The sequence below is a fragment of the Mesorhizobium sp. M0626 genome, from assembly GCF_040320665.1.
Classification (GTDB): domain Bacteria; phylum Pseudomonadota; class Alphaproteobacteria; order Rhizobiales; family Rhizobiaceae; genus Mesorhizobium.
On sequence record NZ_JAMYQD010000008.1, the window covers coordinates 120,423 to 134,707 of the forward strand.

Annotated in this window: 14 protein-coding genes; 5 read left to right on the plus strand and 9 right to left on the minus strand. The window is 63.6% G+C overall.

Going from position 1 to position 14,285, the window contains the following annotated elements; all coding sequences use genetic code 11:
• Positions 1-23: 23 nt before the first annotated feature.
• A complete protein-coding gene (locus tag NKI37_RS11865) occupies positions 24-2,402 on the plus strand; it encodes a polysaccharide biosynthesis tyrosine autokinase (protein WP_352790814.1) in 2,379 nt (792 codons plus the stop codon).
• A gap of 89 nt (positions 2,403-2,491) precedes the next feature.
• Here the strand turns inward: NKI37_RS11865 and NKI37_RS11870 are convergent, their stop codons facing one another.
• The gene (locus NKI37_RS11870) at positions 2,492-3,193 is read right to left on the minus strand and encodes a metallophosphoesterase family protein (RefSeq protein ID WP_352790813.1); all 702 of its coding nucleotides are present in this window, start codon (positions 3,191-3,193) and stop codon (positions 2,492-2,494) included.
• A 71-nt stretch (positions 3,194-3,264) separates the two neighbouring features.
• Positions 3,265-5,172 carry a propionyl-CoA synthetase gene (locus NKI37_RS11875; RefSeq protein ID WP_352790811.1) on the minus strand — a complete coding sequence of 636 codons (1,908 nt, stop codon included), beginning with the start codon at positions 5,170-5,172 and terminating at the stop codon, positions 3,265-3,267.
• A 218-nt stretch (positions 5,173-5,390) separates the two neighbouring features.
• Between NKI37_RS11875 and NKI37_RS11880 the strand changes: the two genes are divergently transcribed.
• The 4 genes from NKI37_RS11880 (at position 5,391) to NKI37_RS11895 (ending at position 8,447) form a co-directional block, all read left to right on the plus strand.
• Positions 5,391-6,188: a DUF2259 domain-containing protein gene (locus NKI37_RS11880; protein ID WP_352790809.1), complete on the plus strand. Its 798-nt coding sequence runs from the start codon at positions 5,391-5,393 to the stop codon at positions 6,186-6,188.
• A gap of 545 nt (positions 6,189-6,733) precedes the next feature.
• Positions 6,734-7,021 carry a PqqD family protein gene (locus tag NKI37_RS11885; protein ID WP_023684213.1) on the plus strand — a complete coding sequence of 96 codons (288 nt, stop codon included), beginning with the start codon at positions 6,734-6,736 and terminating at the stop codon, positions 7,019-7,021.
• On the plus strand, positions 7,021-7,455 hold the full coding sequence (locus tag NKI37_RS11890; RefSeq protein ID WP_023668789.1) for a lasso peptide biosynthesis B2 protein: 435 nt from the start codon (positions 7,021-7,023) through the stop codon (positions 7,453-7,455). The genes NKI37_RS11885 and NKI37_RS11890 overlap by 1 nt, the downstream gene beginning before the upstream one ends.
• Positions 7,452-8,447: a phosphoenolpyruvate carboxykinase (ATP) gene (locus NKI37_RS11895; protein WP_023694189.1), complete on the plus strand. Its 996-nt coding sequence runs from the start codon at positions 7,452-7,454 to the stop codon at positions 8,445-8,447. Before NKI37_RS11890 ends, NKI37_RS11895 begins: the two co-directional genes overlap by 4 nt.
• Positions 8,448-8,455: 8 nt before the next feature.
• On the opposite strand, the gene NKI37_RS11900 is transcribed toward NKI37_RS11895, so the two are convergent.
• The 7 genes from NKI37_RS11900 to dhaL form a co-directional block, all read right to left on the minus strand.
• On the minus strand, positions 8,456-9,481 hold the full coding sequence (locus tag NKI37_RS11900; protein ID WP_023668787.1) for a nucleotidyltransferase family protein: 1,026 nt from the start codon (positions 9,479-9,481) through the stop codon (positions 8,456-8,458).
• A gap of 448 nt (positions 9,482-9,929) precedes the next feature.
• Positions 9,930-10,916: a dihydroxyacetone kinase subunit DhaK gene (dhaK, locus tag NKI37_RS11905; RefSeq protein ID WP_023694188.1), complete on the minus strand. Its 987-nt coding sequence runs from the start codon at positions 10,914-10,916 to the stop codon at positions 9,930-9,932.
• Between the two features lie 22 nt (positions 10,917-10,938).
• Complete coding sequence (locus NKI37_RS11910; RefSeq protein ID WP_023668784.1) at positions 10,939-11,364, minus strand: hypothetical protein; 426 nt, start codon at positions 11,362-11,364, stop codon at positions 10,939-10,941.
• Between the two features lie 10 nt (positions 11,365-11,374).
• Positions 11,375-12,961 carry a phosphoenolpyruvate--protein phosphotransferase gene (gene ptsP / locus NKI37_RS11915; protein WP_023702322.1) on the minus strand — a complete coding sequence of 529 codons (1,587 nt, stop codon included), beginning with the start codon at positions 12,959-12,961 and terminating at the stop codon, positions 11,375-11,377.
• Positions 12,945-13,247: an HPr family phosphocarrier protein gene (locus NKI37_RS11920; protein ID WP_023729629.1), complete on the minus strand. Its 303-nt coding sequence runs from the start codon at positions 13,245-13,247 to the stop codon at positions 12,945-12,947. The genes ptsP and NKI37_RS11920 overlap by 17 nt, the downstream gene beginning before the upstream one ends.
• Before the next feature lie 21 nt (positions 13,248-13,268).
• Positions 13,269-13,658, minus strand: a complete 390-nt coding sequence (gene dhaM / locus NKI37_RS11925; RefSeq protein ID WP_352789009.1) for a dihydroxyacetone kinase phosphoryl donor subunit DhaM — start codon at positions 13,656-13,658, stop codon at positions 13,269-13,271.
• Positions 13,655-14,257 (minus strand): dihydroxyacetone kinase subunit DhaL, encoded by a 603-nt coding sequence (gene dhaL, locus NKI37_RS11930; protein WP_023806153.1) that lies wholly within the window; start codon positions 14,255-14,257, stop codon positions 13,655-13,657. Before dhaL ends, dhaM begins: the two co-directional genes overlap by 4 nt.
• Positions 14,258-14,285: the final 28 nt, after the last annotated feature.

The following is a 14,285-nucleotide window of genomic DNA, read 5'->3' on the forward strand; positions in this document are numbered from 1 at the left end:
TGTAACCTAGAATTGGATCGAAGATGAATTATGCCAGCTTTCCTCTCGACAAGAGGATGCCATTGCCCAACCCCGATCAGGAAAAGGGTGAAGACTTCATCGACGTCGAGCGCCTGCTTGGCATGGCGGCGCGTCAGGTCAAGGTGGTGGCGGTCTGCGCCATCATCGGCCTGTTCCTGGGGTTGCTCTATCTGCAGACCACGCCCAAGCAATACATGTCGGTCGCCAGCGTGCTGATCGACGAAGGCCTGAACAAGGTCATCGACGACATCTCGGCTGCATCCGTCACCATGCAGACCGACGCCGCCCTGCTCAGCCAGATCGAAATCATCACCTCGGCGCGGCTGGCCTCGGTGGTGGTCGACAAGCTGAAACTCGACCAGAACGCAGAGTTCATGAACCCGCCGCAGTCGGCGCTGATCAAGGGCATCGGCTTCGTGCGCGGCGTGATCGGCTATTTCCGCTCAAGTTCCGCCGAGCAGATTCCCGGCATGGAAAACGTCGATGAGGCGACACGCCAGGCCATGATGCAGACGGCGCGCCACGACTATGCCGTGCTGAAGCTGCAGAGCGAGGTGCTGGCGCAGCGCAACGGCCGCTCCTATGTGCTCGCCATCGGTTACCAGTCGACCAATCCGGCGCTCGCCACCGCCATCACCAAGGCCTATGCCGACGCCTATCTCGCCGACCAGCTCAATGCCAGCTTCGACGCCACCGAGCGCGCTGCGGTCTGGCTGCAGGGCCGGCTGACCGAGCTTCGTCAGAACTCACAGGCGGCCGCTATGGCGGTCGAGAAATTCAGGGCCGAGCATGGTCTGGCCGCCAACAGCGACGGCCAGCTGATCAGCGACAAGCAGATTGCCGATCTCACCGCGCAACTGATCGTCGCGCAGGCCGATACGGCGCGCGCCAGCGCCCGCTATCAGCAATACAAGACCATCGTCGAAAGCGGCTCGGACAATGCCTTCAACGATTCCGCCATCTCAAGCGATCAGCCGGCAAGCTCGGTCATTGCAACGCTCAAGACCCGCTATCTCGCAGTGGCCAAGCGGCTGCAGGACGTGACGGCCAATTTCGGCGCCGACCATCCGCAGGCGGTGGCGCTGGCCAAGGAAAAGGCCGACCTGTCGACCCAGATTTTCGGCGAGTTGAAGCAACTGACCGAAAGCTATCGCAATGAATATGAAGTCGCGCTTTCACGCGAGACCTCACTGAGGCAGAAGATCGCCGACGCGGCCGGCAAGAGCTCCATCGACAACCAGAGCCAGGTCAAGCTGCGCGAACTCGACCAGCAGGCGCAGGCGCTGACCACGCTCTACCAGACCTTCCTTAGCCGCTACGAGGAGGCCTCGCAGCAGCAATCCTTCCCGGTCGGCAAGGTCCGCATCATCTCGGATGCCTCAACGCCGCTTTCCGCCTCAAGCCCGCGCACCTCCAGGGTGCTGGCGCTGTCGCTGGTGCTTGGCGTGCTGCTTGGCGCCGGCTTTGGTGGCCTGAATGAGTTCAACGAGCGCTTCTTCAGGACCGGCGAGGACATTCGCGATCGCGTCGGCCTCAAATTCCTCGGCTATTTGCCGATGATCGGCGGCAGGCTCGGCAAGGACGCCGACGGCGGTGCGGCGGATGCCAAAGGCGCCAACACATTGTCGGCGGCCGAGAAACGGGCGCGCATGCGGGTCAGCGTCGATGCGCCGGCATCGATGTTCTCCGAAACGCTGCGCAACGCCAAGATCGCCTTCGACGTCGTTATGGAAGGGCAGGGCAGCCGGGTCATAGGCGTGGTCTCGATCCTGCCAGGCGAAGGCAAATCGACGGTCGCCGCCAATCTCGCCGGATTGCTGGCCGCCAACGGCTCGAAGACGCTTTTGATCGATGCAGATCTGCGCAATCCTGGCCTCAGCCGCAACCTCGGCATGGAGGCCGAGCAGGGATTGATGGAAGCCGTGGTCAACGGCCAGACCTGGCAGTCGGTCGGCAAGGTCGACCGCCAGACCAAGCTGGCGATCATCCCGGCCGTGCTGCGTGGCCAGTTCTCGCATACCAGCGAGCTGCTGTCGTCGGCCGGCATGCGGCGCTTCATCGACAACGCCAAGGAGACGTTCGAGTACATCATCGTCGACCTGCCGCCGCTCGGCCCCGTGGTCGACGCCAAGGCGTTTGCGCCGCTGGTCGACGGCTTCGTGCTGGTTGCCGAATGGGGCCGCACGCCGCGCGCCATGGTGCGCTCGCTGCTGGAGCAGGAACCCTACGTCGCAAGCAAGGTCGTCGGCGCCGTGCTCAACAAGGTCGATCTGAAGAAGCTGCCGAAATACGGCTCGCTCGGCGGCTCGGAAAAGTTCTTCGACCGCTATTCGACCTACTATCTGGAGAAATCGGACGTGCGGGCCAAGACCGCCGCCTGAACGGAGCGCGATCCTGAAAAGGAGCGTGATCCGGAAAAGCGGATCCGGTTTTCGGAAAGGATCACGCTCAAACGAAGAAGCACGGCAGGTCAGGAAAAGATCAGCTTGCCGAATTTACCCGCGATCCTGAGCGCTGTCAGCCGGCCGCTTTGAAAGGCGCCGGTGTCGATGCCGAGCCTTCGCCCGTCAAGCCTGGGGATATCGACCGGCGTGTGCCCATGCACCACAAAGCGGTCGAGCAGATGGGCGGCGTTGAAGAACTCGTCGCGGATGTTGAGCAGGTCCTGCTCATCCTGTGCGACCAGGTCGATACCCGGCCTGATACCGGCATGGACGAAAACGAATTTATCCGAACAGAGCAGCACCGGCAGGCTGCGCAGAAAGTCGATATGGCTGGCGGGAATGACTTCCTTCACGCGCCGGTCGACCTCGTCGCTCGAGGCATAGAGGCTGGCAAGCCGCGCCGGATCGACCCCATAGGAAAACAGCGTCTCGAGGCCGCCGACCGCCAGCCAGCGGTCCCGCGACAGATATCCGTCGAGATAGTTCAGCATCGCCACCTCGTGGTTTCCCGCCAAGCAGACGCGCAGGAACCCTGTTGGCGGCAGCGCCAAGAGATGGTCGAGCACGCGCGCCGATTGCGGCCCGCGATCGATATAGTCGCCGAGCATGACGATAATCTTGCGGCCGCGAAATTGCAGCGCGTCGAGCTGGATATTCTGCTCCAGCGACAGCAATTCCTTGTAGCAGCCATGCACGTCGCCGATCGCGTAGACGACGGCGTCGTTCATATCCATTTCCAGGCGCTCGCGCGGCGCCGGCCGGGGAGGTCGGGATCGCTGAAACAACGCCACTGGGGCCGTCAGACCCCGATGCCGCGGGCTTTGAGCGCCGCGGTGATCTCGTCAAGAATGGCGGGATCGTCGATGGTCGCCGGCATCGTCCATTCTTCCTTGTCGGCGATCTTCTGCATGGTGCCGCGCAGGATCTTGCCGGAGCGCGTCTTGGGCAGGCGCTTGATCGTCACCACGGTCTTGAAGGCCGCGACCGGGCCGATCCGTTCGCGCACCAGCCCCACCACTTCGCCTTCAATGGCAGCGGTATCGCGCGACACACCGGCATTGAGCACGACGAAGCCGAGCGGAACTTGGCCCTTCATCACATCGGCGACGCCGATGACGGCGCATTCGGCAACATCGGGATGCGCTGAAAGCACCTCCTCCATGGCCCCGGTCGACAGCCGGTGTCCGGCGACATTGATGATGTCGTCTGTGCGCGCCATGACATAGAGGTAGCCGTCCTCGTCGATCATGCCGGCATCGGCCGTCTTGTAGAAGCCGGGAAATTCCTCGAGATAGGCTTGCCGGAAACGCTCGTCGGCATTCCACAGCGTCGGCAGGCAGCCGGCCGGCAGCGGCAGTTTCACCACCACATTGCCAAGTGTGCCGCGCGGCACTTCATTGCCGGCATCGTCGAGCACGCGAATGTCGTAGCCCGGCATCGGCACGCCGGGCGAGCCGTATTTCACCGGCAGCAGGCCGAGGCCCGCCGGGTTGATGGTCATCGGCGAGCCGGTCTCGGTCTGCCACCAATGATCGACCACCGGCACGTTGAGTTTCTGCTCCGCCCATTTGATGGTTTCCGGGTCTGCGCGTTCGCCGGCCAGGAACAGAGTGCGGAATTTCGACAGATCGTATTTCGGCACGAATTCGCCCTTGGGGTCCTGCCCCTTGATGGCGCGGAAGGCTGTCGGCGCGGTGAACAGCGCGACCACGCCGTGTTCGGCGATCACGCGCCAATAGGTGCCGGCGTCGGGTGTGCCGATCGGCTTGCCCTCGAACAGCACGCTTGTCGCACCATGCAGCAGCGGTCCGTAAACGATGTAGGAATGGCCGACCACCCAGCCGACATCGGAGGCCGCCCAGAACACTTCGCCCGGTCTGACGCCGAACTCGTTTTCCATCGTCCATTTGAGCGCGACCATGTGGCCGCCATTGTCGCGCACGATGCCCTTAGGCTGGCCGGTCGTGCCGGAGGTGTAGATGATGTAGAGCGGGTCGGTGGCGAGCACCGGAACGCAATCGACGTTGGCGCCCGCGGCGCGCTCGCGGGCAACGGCGTCGGCAAAATCGATATCGTAATGCTCCCTCAGATCGCAGCGCAGCTGGTCGCGCTGCAGGATCAGGCAGGCGTCCGGCTTGTGGCGGGACATTTCGATCGCCTTGTCGAGCAGCGGCTTGTAGGCCACGACACGTCCAGGCTCCAGGCCGCAGGACGCGGAGATGACCAGCTTCGGCTTGGCGTCGTCGATGCGGGTGGCGAGCTCGTGCGAGGCAAAGCCGCCGAACACCACCGAATGCACCGCGCCGATGCGGGCACAGGCAAGCATCGCGACCGCCGCTTCGGCCACCATCGGCATGTAGATGATGACGCGGTCGCCTTTGTGAATGCCGCGGTTCTTGAGCACCGAAGTCAGCGCTACCACTTCGCGCTTCAATTCGGCATAGGTGAATTTCTTGACCGTGCCGGTGATCGCGCTGTCGTAGATAAGTGCGATCTGGTCGGCGCGGCCGCTTGCGACATGGCGATCGAGAGCGTTGAAGCAGGTGTTGCAGCTGGCGCCGTTGAACCAGCGCCCGTAAACGCCCGCCTTGGCATCGAAGACGCTGGTCCACGGCGAATACCAGTCGATCGCCTCGGCCGCAGCGGCCCAGAATTGTTCTGGGTCGCGTTTCCAGCCGTCATAGACCTCGTGGTAGCGTGACGCCATTCATCCCTCCTCGGGAAAACTCTCTATCTTGCAATAGCCTATGCGGGTTTTCCCGGCCACGTCTTTCCCCAAATGCCATGTCTTTCCCGAAATTTGGCGCTTGGCCGATCTCGCCTTGGCCATAAATTGCAGGCACCATGGCCGGGTTTGAAATCGGGGCAGGGCGCGCAATGACGGTACGATACGGGGTTGGATCTGCCGTTGGAGCAGCGCTGCTGTTGACGATCGTTTTCGCCGCCCAGGCCGGCGATGCCGCCGCGCGGCGCATCATCGGCTTTTCCCCCGACGGCAAATATTTCGCCTTCGAGCAATATGGCGAGCTCGACGCTGCCGTTTCCGGCTGGTCGCAGATCGACATCATCGACACAAGCACAGACGAGTTCGTCGGCGGCAAGCCGATCCTTGTCCTCGATGAATCGGAAGAGGCGACCACGACGGTGGAGCAGGCACGGGCGCAGGCCGCAAAGCAGGCCGCGCCAATCCTGGCCAAATACGGCATCGCCGAGCGCGGCACGCGCACGGCCTCCGACAGGTTCACCTTCCCGGACGACACGGTCGAGTACAACGACATCCCCCGCCTCGAGCAGGCCGCGCAGAAATGGCTGTCGCCGTTCTATGGCGAAACACAGATTTCGACCATCCAGCTCGATGAGATTTTGGCCGACAGCAAGACGGACTGCTCGGCAAGCTTCGATGACGCCAAGCCAAGCGACCAGGCTCTTCCGAGCGACAAGACACTTCAGGGCGAAAAGAAACTTCAAGGCGCCAAGACGGGCAAGGCGCGCGGCTTCCGCCTGTCGCTGCAGGGGCAGGACGGCAAGCCGTTCAAGGTGCTGCACGAGGACAAGGCCGTGCCGGGCTCGCGCAACTGCCCGACTTCCTACAGCCTGTCGGAATCCTACGAATACACCCCGCCCGGCAGGCCGGCGGTAGTGGCGGTGCTGGTGCAGCGCTTCAGCCAGGGCTTCGAAGGACGCGACCGCCGCTTCATCGCCGTAACCGGCCATGCACGCTAAGCCGCGGCCCGTCTTGTGGCAGGCAGAAAAAGCTCATGCGCCCGGAGAAAGCAGGGCGTTCGTGTCGGATATCAGTCTTAAAGCGGCAAGGCCGCCAGCATCAGCCCGACGCCACCCGCAATCAATATGGCGGCTGCCAACGCTTTTCGATGACGTTCGAACGCGGTCGGCGCCCGCTCCCAGTTGTAACGCATACCCAATGCTCTCCCAAAACCCCGCGACTCCATAGCTTACTTTAGGTAAGAAAAGCAACACCTTGACCCTGCGAGATAGCTGGCTTGACCGTTTGCGGCGGTGATTCCCAGCCGCAATCACCGACTATTTCTGGGGTGCTTCCCCGTTCTCAGGCTCTGAATGATGTGGAAGTTACCACAATCTGAAATTGGATGTCTCCATTAGGCTTCGGTTGCCTGTGTCGTGAGGATGGTGGCGTTGCCGGATTGCCACAGAACGGTCAGGCCGGCTTGTTCTCCCTCTCGTCCGCGCAATGGACAGACCCGCATCGCCGCGCTATCTGCTCTCCAGGAAAATGGTGGAGGGGCTCCATGGCCCAAATCGGTTCTGAAATGGTTCTGCGGCTGGCGGACGACGCCTCGGTCCAGCATGTCGGCGATGGCGCCGTCGTGCTCTTGGCGCGCAGCGGCCAGCTTTACACCTGCAACGGCACCACCGAAGCCTTTCTCGACAAGGTGGACGGCGCCCGCAGCCTTGACCAGATCGTCGTCCTGTTGTCTGACGAGTTCGAGGTCGACAAGGGCACGCTCGACCAGGACATGGCGGCGCTGGCCGCCGAACTGGTGAGCGAAGGCATTCTCGCCGACCCGGCTCCCTGATGGTGGACGGCGTTCTCCTGCGCGCTTTGTTTCGTGTCCATTTATGGGCAAGCGCGCGGCTGATGCCGACCCTGATCGGCCGCCGCAGCTTCGAATCGGTGCTGAAATGGGCGCCGCTCAGCGCACCCACCCCTTATCGCGGCCTGTCGTCAGCCTACATCGTCGCTGCCGTCAACCGGACCGTCCGGCACCCCTGGCTGATGCGCGACCGCAGATGCCTGCGCGAGGGCCTGCTCGCCCACCGCTTCCTGCGCTTTGCCGGCTTCGATCCGGATCTGCGCTTCGGCGTCGATCCGAAGTCGATGCAGGCGCCGCGTATGTCTGCCCATTGCTGGGTCTGTCTCGATGGCCGCCCGGTGGTCTCGGACAGCCTCCCCGGCATGGTGCAGATCTATCGCCATCACGCCGATGCCGGAAAGGCGCACGCTGCTTGACCGGTCCGGCGACCACCTTCTGCTATGATCTCCAGGGCCAGGTCATCAGCATATCGGCCTCGCGGGCCGATCTCTGGCCGAGCTTCGACCTCTTGCTCGGCACGTTGCGCGTGAGCGGGCCGGTCGAGCCCGATTTCCGCGTCGACATCGTCGAGACGCGGGAGTTACCGGAATCGCCTGCCGGAAAACTCGCTTTCGACGGCGAGGTGCCGGAGGACGGCCATTGCCGGCTGATCGACGGTGGCGGCACCGTTCATCTGGTCTTTCCCGGCCTGCAGACCGTCTCGATCAATGCCGATGGAGGCTGGGCCGAGATACGAGTCCATCCCGATGCCAAGGTCAAATGGACGGTGCTGATGATGGTGCTGGATGCAGCACTTGATGCCGGCGACCAGCACATGCTGCACACCGCCGGCCTGACATTGCCCGGCCGCGAGGCGCTCGTGCTGATCCATGCGCCGAGCGGCACCGGCAAGTCAACGACGTCGCTGGCGCTGGCGTCGCAAGGTTTCGGCCTGTGCTCGGATGACGCCATGATCCTCAAGGTTTTGGCCGGTGGCGGCATCACGGCCTGGGGCTTGCCGCGCAAGGTGAAGGTCCACCGCCACACCGCGGCAATGCTGCCCTTCGTGGCGCCTTGCCTTGGCGACAAATGGGACGCCAATGGCGAGCAGGCCGTCTCGCTGGAACGTCTCGCCGAGATCATCCGCATCGAGGAAACTGTCGGCAGACCGGTTGCGGCACTGTTTCATCTCGCCCGCTCGGCGGACGCGCAAACCCGGCTCGTGCCCATGACCAGGACAGACGCCATGGTGGCGCTTGCCACCGACAATGTCAGGACCGGCATGACCGGCCTTTTGCCGGCGCAGAAGCGCCGCATGGCAACCATCGCAACGCTGGTCAAAGCCGTCCCGACATTTACCCTGGAAGTCGGCGCGAACCCGGCCGAGGCGGCCCCGCTGATCCGCTCGGCGCTGGCGGCGCGGGACTAAAGCACACTTCAGGCAGAATGCGGCTTTGGCCTGGCGAGGCGCTGGATCCAGCGGAAGGCGTCGCGGCGCAGGCGCGAATGCATCTTGTCCCTGGAATTGACGCCGAGCAGCGTATCGCCGGTGATCAGCCATTTGGCCAAAAATATCGAGAGGTCGGGCTTGATGCGGTCGGCCAGTTCGATCGCGCGCGGTGCATCAAACAGCCGCCCCGTCACATTGAGAACCGTCGCCAGTTCGAGCTCGATGCCGCTGATGCGCGCCGCCTCGAAAAGCCGGTCTTCATCCGCGGGCGACCGCAGCGCGCGCACGCCCTGCAGCACATCGACGCAAAGCTGCAGCCGGTGGAACTTGTGCCCGCCGGCGGCGTGGACAATGGCGATGGTCAGCAGCGCGGCCGGCGTGTCGGCCTCGCTGCCGTCGATGATCTGCAATTCGCGAAAGCCCAGCGACAGCCGCCGCCGCATGCCGGAATCATGCACCAGGTTGCCGTGCAGTTCGATCAGCAGGCTGGTATTCTCCTTCTCCAGCCACTTGAACTCCTGCAGATCCTGCGACTGCGCCTCGCCGCTCCAGAGCTCGAAGCCGCATCCGGCAATCACCGTGTTGGCTTCAATGATGCTGGCCGGCTCGACCAGAATGTCGATGTCGGTGAACGGCCGGTCAGCGGCGTGGCGGTAAAGTTTGCGTGCGAAGACCGGACCCTTGACGATGCGGGCCGGAACATTTTTCGCCGCCAATGCCTTCATGATGCGGTCGCCATGATATTGCAGCAGCATCGATTGGCCGGTCGCCAGCGTCGAGCGATCACGCAGTTCCGACAGCTTTTGCCGCAAGGCTGCGTCCGCAGGCAGTTGGGCGTCGCCGATCTCGCTGAGCTTGCGCAGCATGATCGGCAGCACGCCGTGGAACTCGGCATTGGCGAGCAGTGCCAGCAAGCTTTCGGCAGCAACGTCACGGCCAATGGCAACCGTCGCCTCCGGGTCGGCGAAGGTCAGCAGCAGTTTTTCATCGGCAGGCGCAAGAGATGGCAGCATCAAACCCGGATTGCGTTCGCCCACATCAGCAATTCCCGTCCGGAATTGCGTCAAACAACCAACTCAGAGGAGCGTATGTTGCAGAAAAGCATGCATGAAGCCAGCGTGTGGTGGCAGAACCAGCTCATGAATTGACTTTCCACGGTTTCGGTCCATTCTTTTGCACTTGACTGAAAAGGGTGTTTGGAATGGCCAAGAAAAAGTATGAAGCGCCCGTGCTGCGCAAGGCAGGAAAGTTGTCCAGCGTGGTGGCCGGGCCGTCGCTGCCGATACCGCGATAAGACTTCTACAGCTTCGGTTTGGATGAAGCCGGAGCGGTCGGCCGCAAGGCAAGCCGCGCTGCAGGCGGGCAATCTGTCGGCGTGACTGCGGGTAACGGTCCGTCCGGTCCCGCAGGCTAAGGCAAGTTCATAAGCCGCCTGTTCGGGATATGGGCAAGGCCCCTCCGTTACAGTCCCCAGCGCAGCGCGGCTGTGTGCACCGGCGCGTCCCACATTGACGTTACCTCGTCATCCAGCATGGTCAGCGTGATCGAGCAGCCGGCCATGTCGAGCGATGTCACGTAGGACCCGACCAGCGAGCGGGTCACCGTCACGCCCTGTTTTTCGAAGATGTTTCGGGCGCTGTTGTACATCAGATAGAGCTCCATCAGCGGCGTGCCGCCAAAGCCGTTGATGAACAACAGTGCCGGGCCTTTCGCCCTGTCGCCGAGATCGCCCAGGATCGCGGCGCAAATCTCTTCGGCGATCGCATCGGCGCTTTTCAACGTGTCGCGACGCCGGCCGGGCTCGCCATGAATGCCGACGCCGAATTCCATCTCGCCATCACCAATCTCGAAGGTCGGCCTGCCGGCCGCCGGCACCGTGCAACTGGTCAGCGCCACGCCCATCGAACGCGTCGCGCTGTTGATGCGACCGCCGAGCGCCTTGAGATCCGCCAGCGCCATGCCTTGCTCGGCGGCGGCGCCGACGATCTTCTCCACCACCAGCGTGCCGGCGACGCCGCGCCGGCCGGTCGTAAAGGACGAATTCTCGACGGCGACGTCATCATTGATCACCACCTGCAGGACGCCGTCGGCCATTTCGCCGGCCATGTCGAAATTCATCACGTCGCCTTCATAGTTCTTGACGATGAACAGGCAGCCGGCGCCGGTATCGACGGCGGCGGCCGCCGCCAGTATCTGGTCCGGCGTTGGCGAGGTGAAGACCTGGCCGGGGCAGGCGGCGTCCAGCATGCCGTGACCGACAAAGCCGGCATGCAACGGCTCGTGGCCGGAACCGCCGCCCGAGATCAGCGCCACCTTCCCCGGCTTCATCACCTTGCGGCGAATGAATTTGTGCTCCTCGCCCAGCACCAGGATGTCGGCATGAGCTGCAACGAAGCCGTTGAGGCTTTCGGTCAGCACCGTGTCGACGGAATTCATAAACTTCTTCATGTGTCCTCCCGACACAACACGATCAGCCACCACTCCTGCCGGTGATGCTGGTGATCTTCTGGATGAATTCGTTGATCGCCTTGTCGAGCGCTGCATTCTGCTTGTCGTCGCCGAAATCGGGCACGATCAGCGAGACATGCCGGGTCTTGCGCATGCCTGCCGCAACCGACATCTTGCCGGGATGCGCCAGATGATAGGCAGCCAGAAACTGATCGCGCTCGGCCGGACTGAAATGGCAGACCGAAAAAATAGCCGGCAGATGTTTTGACGGGATCGGGGTCGAATAGGCCGCGCTGGAAATCTGGGTGACGAAGCTGCGGTGCTTGCCAAGCGCGTCGGCAAGGCGTTGTCGCATACCCGACGGTCGCTGGTCGATGACCTGCGACAGGATCGTCTTGTAGGCGCGGATCGCCTCTTCGGAGCCGGCTTCTGGTGTCTTGTCGGCCATCTCAGTCATCCTAGACCGATGCATCCGAGATGGCCGCCTTGGCCATGGCGAGTTGGGCGGGAGCCACCGAGAGATCCCGCAGGCCGGCCTCGAGCAGTGCCGGGATCGATGCCGGATCGCCGCCGGCATCGCCGCACAGGCTGACTGGGATTTTCGCGCGCAGGCCAAAAGCGGCAACCGAGCCGATCAGCCGCAACACGGCGGGATGGCGGACAGAATTAAGATGCGCCACGGCTGCGTTATCGCGGGCAGCCGCCATTACATATTGGGTCAGATCGTTCGAACCGATCGAGAAGAAGGCGACATCGGCGAACGCCTCCGGCGCGATCGCCACCGAAGGCACCTCGACCATGATGCCGAGCGGCGGCATTTTTTGCGCGATGCCGCGCGCGGCAAGCCCGGCCTGCTCCTCCACGAACAGAGCGGCGGCGCGTTGGTATTCCTCCGCGACGGCGATCATCGGAAACATCACCTTCAGATTGCCGTGCACCGCCGCGCGCAGCAGCGCCCGGATCTGTACGCGAAACACCTCCGGCCTTGCCAGCGACAGCCTGATGCCACGCAGCCCGAGGAACGGGTTGCTCTCCTCGACGGTGAAGCCCGGCACCGGCTTGTCGCCGCCGGCGTCGACGGTACGGATGGTCACCGGCTTGTCGCCTGCCCATTCCAGCACCTTGCGATAGGCCTGGTATTGCGTCTCCTCGTCCGGCGGCGCCTTGCCGAACAGGAATTCGGTGCGCATCAGCCCGACCCCGTCGCAGGTCGAAATGTCGATGCCGTCGACCTCGGACGGATCGGCGATGTTGACCTGCACGCGCACTGTCGTCCCGGCCCGGGTTACCGCCGGTTTCGCGAGATAGACTCCGGCCTTGTCTCGATGTGCCACAAACGAGGACGAGGACCGGTGGAACGCTTCGATCTCGGTCGTGGTCGGCGAAAGCACGATACCGCCATGCTCCGCATCGAGCAGAGCCAGACCGACGGGATTAGCCGGCGAAGCGCCAAGCCCCACCACCATCGGCACGCCGCGCGAGCGCGCCAGCATGGCGACGTGGCTGGCGGCGCTGCCGGCCCTCAGCGCGATGCCGCCGCCGGTGCTCCAGTCGGTCTCGAGAAAGCGCGTCGGCGCGATGTCCTCGCCATAGAGAATGGCGCCCGCTGGTGGAGCGCTCTCCTGCTCCTCGGTAAGGGCGCGCAGCACGCGGTCGCGGATATCGCTGATATCGGCGGCGCGAGCCCGGAAATAGTCCTGGTCTGACGTTTCGTAGCCGGAGATCTCGGCGTCCAGCGCCTGTCGCCAGGCCATGTCAGCCGGCATGCCGGACGCGATCGCGGCAAAAGCCGGGCCGGTCAGGGCATCGTCCTCAAGCATGGCGAGCTGGAATTCGAGAATGCCGGCGGCCTCCTCATCGGCGGTTTCAATCAGGGTCGCGAGCCGGTCAGCCGAACTGGCGATAGCTGCTTCCAATGCAGCCTTTTCCTCGCCGGCTGTCGCCTTCCGTGAGTAGTGCGCGGTGCCGTTGTCGAGATTGAACAGCGGCCCCTCGGCGTAGCCGGCGGAGGCCGAAATGCCTTGCAGCCTAAGCGGTTCGGGCATGGCCCGCGCCTTCGTCGAAATCGCGCCGCACCAGCTCGACCAGCGCTCTCACGGCATCATCGGCGCCGTCGCCTGTGGCCCGGATGTGCAGCATGGTGCCTTTCGGCGCCCTGGCCGCCATCACCTTGACGATGCTCTTGGCGTCGAACCATGGGCCGTTGGCAGAAAGCGCAATCTCCACCTCGGCCGCAAAGCTCTTGGCAAGCTTGGTGAACTTCACCGAAGGGCGCGCATGCAGACCCACCTCGTGGGTGATCAGGACGGTCGCTTCGGCAAAGGCGGACATCAGGTCAAAATTCCCGTTCACTCACGACGGCGACAATTCATGCGCCGTCGCCACCACTTCCTTCAGCGAGGCGCCGCCGGAGGACTCGGTCGCCGCCATCACCGCGCCTTCGACGATCGGCGCGTTGCAGACGATAATCCTGAGCGCCCGCGGCTCGCCGATCATTTCCACCGCCATTTCCGAATTGGTCTCGGCGCCGCCGAGATCGACCAGTATGGCGACGCCCGCCTCCGACCACGCCTTGTCGATGGCGCCTATGATCGCTTCGACGCTGGTGCCGAGCCCGCCATGGCCGTTTCCGCCGCACCATGCAAGCGGCACTTCGTCGCCCACCATCTGCCGCACCATGTCGGCCGTGCCTTCGGCAACCAGCGGCGAATGCGAGACGATGACGATGCCGACATTGCTCATGCTTGGCCCTCGACGGTTTCGGCGACGGTCCGCACCAGCAGCGCCACAGAGCGTCCGCCGGCATCCATATGACCGATTGAGCGGTCGCCGAGGAATGAGGCGCGACCGCGTGTTGCCTTCATCGGCACGGTCGCCTCGGCAGCCACGTCGGCGATATCTGCAATTTCCATGGCCGTCTTTCCTTCGACCAACGCGTCCTGCACAGGTTGCAGCACATCGAGCATGGTCTTTTGACCAACCTGGGATTTGCCTCTGGCGGCCACAGCTTCGATTGCCTTGCCGAAAGCAGCCGTCAGCTTGGGGCGATCCGGCTCTCCTGAAATCTCCTTGCCCAGCGCCAGGAACAATGTACCGAACAGCGGCCCGGACGCACCGCCGACCGTCATCACCAGCTTGGTGCCGATCGCCTTCAGCGCCTCGGGCAGCGGCTTTGCAGCGAACGCCCCGGCATCGGCGCGCACAGCCTCGAAGCCGCGCTTCATGTTCAGCCCATGGTCACCATCGCCGATCGCCTGGTCGAGCGCGGTCAACTCTTCCGAGTGAGCGGCGATCGTGTCCGCGGCGGCGGTGATCAGCCTGGCAAGGTCGAACGCTGCCATGTCCAGATTCCCGGTTTCGATCCTGCCG

What these genes read in the sequence shown, in the direction of transcription:
- NKI37_RS11865 (WP_352790814.1), top strand. Translation starts at nt 24, where the DNA reads ATGAATTATGCCAGCTTTCCTCTCGACAAGAGGATGCCATTGCCCAAC.
- NKI37_RS11870 (WP_352790813.1), bottom strand. Translation starts at nt 3,193, where the DNA reads ATGAACGACGCCGTCGTCTACGCGATCGGCGACGTGCATGGCTGCTAC.
- NKI37_RS11875 (WP_352790811.1), bottom strand. Translation starts at nt 5,172, where the DNA reads ATGGCGTCACGCTACCACGAGGTCTATGACGGCTGGAAACGCGACCCA.
- NKI37_RS11885 (WP_023684213.1), top strand. Translation starts at nt 6,734, where the DNA reads ATGGCCCAAATCGGTTCTGAAATGGTTCTGCGGCTGGCGGACGACGCC.
- NKI37_RS11890 (WP_023668789.1), top strand. Translation starts at nt 7,021, where the DNA reads ATGGTGGACGGCGTTCTCCTGCGCGCTTTGTTTCGTGTCCATTTATGG.
- NKI37_RS11900 (WP_023668787.1), bottom strand. Translation starts at nt 9,481, where the DNA reads ATGCTGCCATCTCTTGCGCCTGCCGATGAAAAACTGCTGCTGACCTTC.
- dhaK (WP_023694188.1), bottom strand. Translation starts at nt 10,916, where the DNA reads ATGAAGAAGTTTATGAATTCCGTCGACACGGTGCTGACCGAAAGCCTC.
- NKI37_RS11910 (WP_023668784.1), bottom strand. Translation starts at nt 11,364, where the DNA reads ATGGCCGACAAGACACCAGAAGCCGGCTCCGAAGAGGCGATCCGCGCC.
- ptsP (WP_023702322.1), bottom strand. Translation starts at nt 12,961, where the DNA reads ATGCCCGAACCGCTTAGGCTGCAAGGCATTTCGGCCTCCGCCGGCTAC.
- NKI37_RS11920 (WP_023729629.1), bottom strand. Translation starts at nt 13,247, where the DNA reads ATGTCCGCCTTTGCCGAAGCGACCGTCCTGATCACCCACGAGGTGGGT.
- dhaM (WP_352789009.1), bottom strand. Translation starts at nt 13,658, where the DNA reads ATGAGCAATGTCGGCATCGTCATCGTCTCGCATTCGCCGCTGGTTGCC.
- dhaL (WP_023806153.1), bottom strand. Translation starts at nt 14,257, where the DNA reads ATGGCAGCGTTCGACCTTGCCAGGCTGATCACCGCCGCCGCGGACACG.